2 protein-coding genes are annotated in these 4,495 nt (G+C 61.6%); both read left to right on the forward strand.

The genetic code is table 11. The features are described 5' to 3' along the window. Positions 1 to 300 precede the first annotated feature (300 nt). On the forward strand, positions 301 to 2,367 hold the full coding sequence (locus J0I64_RS01125) for a methyl-accepting chemotaxis protein (RefSeq protein ID WP_291405583.1): 2,067 nt from the start codon (positions 301 to 303) through the stop codon (positions 2,365 to 2,367). A gap of 325 nt (positions 2,368 to 2,692) precedes the next feature. Further along, positions 2,693 to 4,495, forward strand: a 1,803-nt coding sequence (locus tag J0I64_RS01130; protein ID WP_291405585.1) for a HAMP domain-containing protein, incomplete at its 3' end; no start/stop codon positions are given.

Below are 4,495 nucleotides of genomic sequence, written 5' to 3' on the forward strand. Positions count from 1 at the left end.
CAGGAGCTATCTCAACCACGGCAATGCCGCGGTGAAGACTGATGACTGGAGCGAGTTCTAGGCGCCGGCTCGAATCGAATTTTGACCTGAATACGGGGAGGGTGCGTTTGGCGTGCCCTCCCCGTTTTCCTTTCGGGGATGTCATCGTGAAAATGGGGGCGATATCGGGCACTTCGGACCGGGTGATTTTCACCGGTGGCATCTCGTAGTGAAAATTTGCTCCTGTTAAACCATTGTAATATTTGCTTAAATTTGACCGACCTAAGCTCCCGCCCGACATTGCGCATCCGGGGGACAAGTATGGCACGGTCGATTTCCGCCCTTTTCGGGCGTCTGAGCCTGAGATTCATCATCGCAACGCTGGTGACGGCCGCAATCGTGGTTTCGATCACGGTGGTGGCCATCGGCATCTATCTCAACTTCTCGAGCACGATGATGCAGCAGGGGAGAGACCGGCAAGAGGCGAACCTGCGCACCGCGGCGACCATCTTTGCGGCCGCCACCAACAAGGCGGGCGGCACGGTCGTCAACTGGGGCGAGGATGGGGCGCTGGGCAAGGTGACGCTCTGGGCGCTGCTGCCGTTTTTCGATACCGAACTTGTCGACGGGATTTCGCGGGTGACCGGGGGTGAAACCTCGATCTACATCGCGGACAAGGACACCAAGGACCTGGTGATCAATACCACGACACTGAAGGATGCGAGCGATACCAGCCTCAAGGGGCAGGTACTTGATCCGGCCGGCGTGATCATTGCGACGCTGAAGGAAGGGCGCTCCTGGCTTGGCGAGGAGACGATCGGCGACAAGGCCTATTATGCGGCCTACCATCCGGTGGTGCGCGAGGACGGAGCGGTGGCCGGCGCCATTTTCGTGGGCGAAACGCTCGAAGCCATCGAAGGGTCGGTGCAGAGCATGATGGTGCTGATGCTCGTCATCGCTGTGGTGACAACGCTGGTTCTGGGGGTGATCGGCTATATCCTGAGCCTCATCATCACCCGGCCGCTGCCCCGGATTGGCGCGGCCATGGATGCGATCGCGCGGGGTGAGTTCGAGACGGACGTGCCCTATCTCACCCGCGGCAATGAAGTGGGGGCCATGGCACGGGCGGTGGAAGTGTTCCGCGAGAACGGGCTGCGCGTGGCGCAGATGACCGAGGCGGAAGCGGCGCGCATCATTCGCGACCAGGAAGAGCGGCAGATCATGATGGTGGAACTGCAGCGCGCCTTTGGCGACGTGGTCGAAGCCGCCATCGAAGGCGATTTTTCGCGGCGTGTGCCAGCGACATTCCCCGATGCCGAGCTCAATGGCCTTGCCAACTCGGTCAATACGCTGGTGGGGAGCGTCGACCGTGGGCTCGAGGAAACGGGGACGGTGCTGAGCGCACTTGCCAATACCGACCTCACCCGGCGCATGCAGGGCGAGCATCGCGGAGCCTTTGCCAAGCTCAAATCCGATATCAATGCGGTGGCCGAAAAGCTGACCGACATCGTCATCCAGTTCCGTTCGGCTTCTGGCACGCTGAAGACGGCCACGGGTGAAATCCTCTCGGGGGCCAACGATCTCAGCGAGCGCACCACGCGCCAGGCGGCGACCATCGAAGAAACGTCGGCGGCCATGGAGCAGTTGGCGTCGACCGTGCTGGGCAATGCCGCTCGCGCCAAGGATGCCAGCGCCAATGCCGCCGAAGTCACCCGCACGGCGGAGGATGGTGGCGTTGCCATGCAGAACGCCACGGGCGCGATGGAGCGGATTACTCAGTCTTCGGCCAAGATTTCCAATATCATCGGGATGATCGACGATATTGCCTTCCAGACCAATCTTCTGGCGCTCAACGCTTCGGTGGAAGCCGCGCGGGCGGGCGACGCAGGCAAGGGGTTTGCCGTGGTCGCGGTGGAAGTGCGGCGGCTGGCGCAGTCGGCGGCGCAGGCGTCTTCGGAAGTGAAGGTGCTGATCGAGCAGAGTGCGGGCGAGGTGGCTTCGGGCTCCAAGCTCGTGGAAGAAGCGGCGAGCAAGCTCGCTTCGGTGCTGGACGCAATTCGGGACAATACGGCTTCGCTCGAGGCGATTGCGCGCGATAGCCGGGACCAGGCGGGAGCCATCGAGGAAATCACCACGGCGGTGCGGCAGATGGACCAGATGACCCAGCACAATGCGGCGCTGGTGGAAGAGACCAATGCGGCCATCGAGCAGACCGAGGCGCAGGCCAACGAGCTCGATCGGATCGTCGATATCTTCAGGCTCGATGGACGTTCGGGGCAACGCAGTGCAGTGGTGGAAAGACGCCCCGCGGCGGCTGCGGCAGCGAAATCCGGGGGGCTGCGAAGCGTAGGCAGTGCTGCCATCTCGGCAGATTGGGATGAGTTCTAAGGGCTGAGCATCGTCGACGAATGCAATCCCGATCTGCGGCGCGCAGGTCGGGATTTTTTGTTCCGGGATAGCGGCGATCTTCGCGGAGGCCCCCCCGATCGACGAAATAACCGGCGGCGAGCATTATGCTTTACCGCAGCTTAACGCAATTCATGCCTTGCTGGGGGTGGACGCAGAACATTGCAGACTCGTGGTTCCGTTTCGACGGCCATCAGAAAGTGCTTCCTTTATGGGGGGCGCTGACATTTTGGCACGGCCGCGAGTCAGCATTGGGGGCTGCTGACCAAGATTCCGCCCAGAAGGGCGTGGAGGCAATTGCGTTGAAATGAAGTTTTCCGATCTTTCTATTCGCGCCAAGCTGGTGACGGGGGCGGGAGTTCTCTTTGCCGTAAGCATGGCGGGCCTGATCGCTGGCGGCATCGCCCTGATGTATCAGACTGCGGGCACTGAGGCGCAGGAGCGCGCCAAGGCCTTGCTCGATTCCTATTCGCAGATGGCTGCTGGCCAGCTCGGCGGCATCGTCAACATGACCGAGGGCGCTGCTGCGGCGATCGAGGGGGCCATGGCCGGCGAGCAAATCGATCGCGATCAGCTGGGTCAGATCGTGACCCGTGTGCTGGAATCGCGTCCGACGCTCATGGGCATGACGCTGGCCTTCGAACCCAATCAGCCCGACGGGCGCGATGCCGAGTTCATCGGCCACCCCTATTCCGATGAGAATGGGCGCTTCGTACCTTATTTCGCCAGGCCGAACGGCGAAATCATCGTTGAGCAGCTTGTCATGAGCCCCGAGGCGGGAACCGGCGACTGGTATGACCTGCCAATGCGGGAAAACCGCAATACCCTCGTTCCGCCCTATAGCTACACGGTCGGCGGCAAGACCGTGCTGATGACCACGGCGAGCGTCGTTGTGCGCAAGAACGACAAGGCCATCGGCATTCTCACCTCCGATCTGACGCTGGAGACCGTTTCGGGTGTAATCAGCCAGCTCAGGCCCTTCGGTGTTGGTACAGTTCAACTGGTAAGCAATAACGGCATGTGGATCGTCAATGCCGACCCCGCCCTTGCCGGTACGCCGCTTAGTCCCGAAGTTGCCGCCACCCTGCTTGATACCGAGCGGATGGAAGAGGGAATAAACTATGTGGATCCCGCAGGGATCCAGCAGTTCGTGGTCACCTCGAAGCTTCACGTCCCCGGCGTGCCGGAACAGTGGACCATGATGATGCAGGTGCCGCTGGCGACCATCTATGCCGGGGTGGATCACACGCGTAATCTTGCGATCGGTGCTGCCGCGGTGCTGGCTTTGTTCTCGCTGGCGCTTGTCTGGTTTGGGGCGGGCTTCATCTCCGGGCCGATCCAGAAGATGACCGGACTTATGCGCGAACTGGCGCAAGGTCGCTATGATCTCGAAGTGCCCTACCAGAAGGGCAAGGATGAGATTGGCAATATGGCACGGGCCGTGGAAATCTTCCGCGAGAACGGGCTCAAGATCAGCCAGATGACGGAGGCGGAGGCCGCCCGTATCGTCGCGGATGAGCAAAGCCGCCGTGCCATGATGATGGACCTGCAGGCGGCCTTTGGCGAAGTGGTGGATGCCGCCATTGCTGGTGACTTCACCAAGCGCGTGCATGCCGAATTCCCCGATGCCGAGCTCAACAGTCTTGCGCGCAGCGTCAATTCGCTGGTCGAGACGGTGGATAGCGGCGTGTCTGAAACCGGCATCGTGCTCGGGGCCCTGGCGCGCACCGATCTGACCGTGCGCATGCAGGGTAATTTCAGCGGTGCTTTTGCCAAGCTCAAGGATGACGCCAATGCCGTGGCGGAGACCCTGAGCGAAGTTGTCGGACAGCTCAAGCAGACCTCGCGTTCGATCAAGACGGCGACAGGCGAGATTTTGTCAGGCGCAAATGATCTCAGCGAGCGTACGACCAAGCAGGCAGCGACAATCGAAGAGACCTCCGCGGCAATGGAACAGCTCGCCAGCACCGTGCTGCAAAACGCCGACCGGGCGCGCGACGCCAATTCTGACGCCCAGCTTGTCAGTCGCACCGCGGAAGAAGGTGGCGAGGTCATGACCCGCGCGACCGCCGCCATGGAGCAGCTCTCGGCGTCTTCGGCCAAGATTTCC

It is taken from the genome of Devosia sp. (genome assembly GCF_017307565.1).
Taxonomy (GTDB): Bacteria; Pseudomonadota; Alphaproteobacteria; order Rhizobiales; family Devosiaceae; genus Devosia.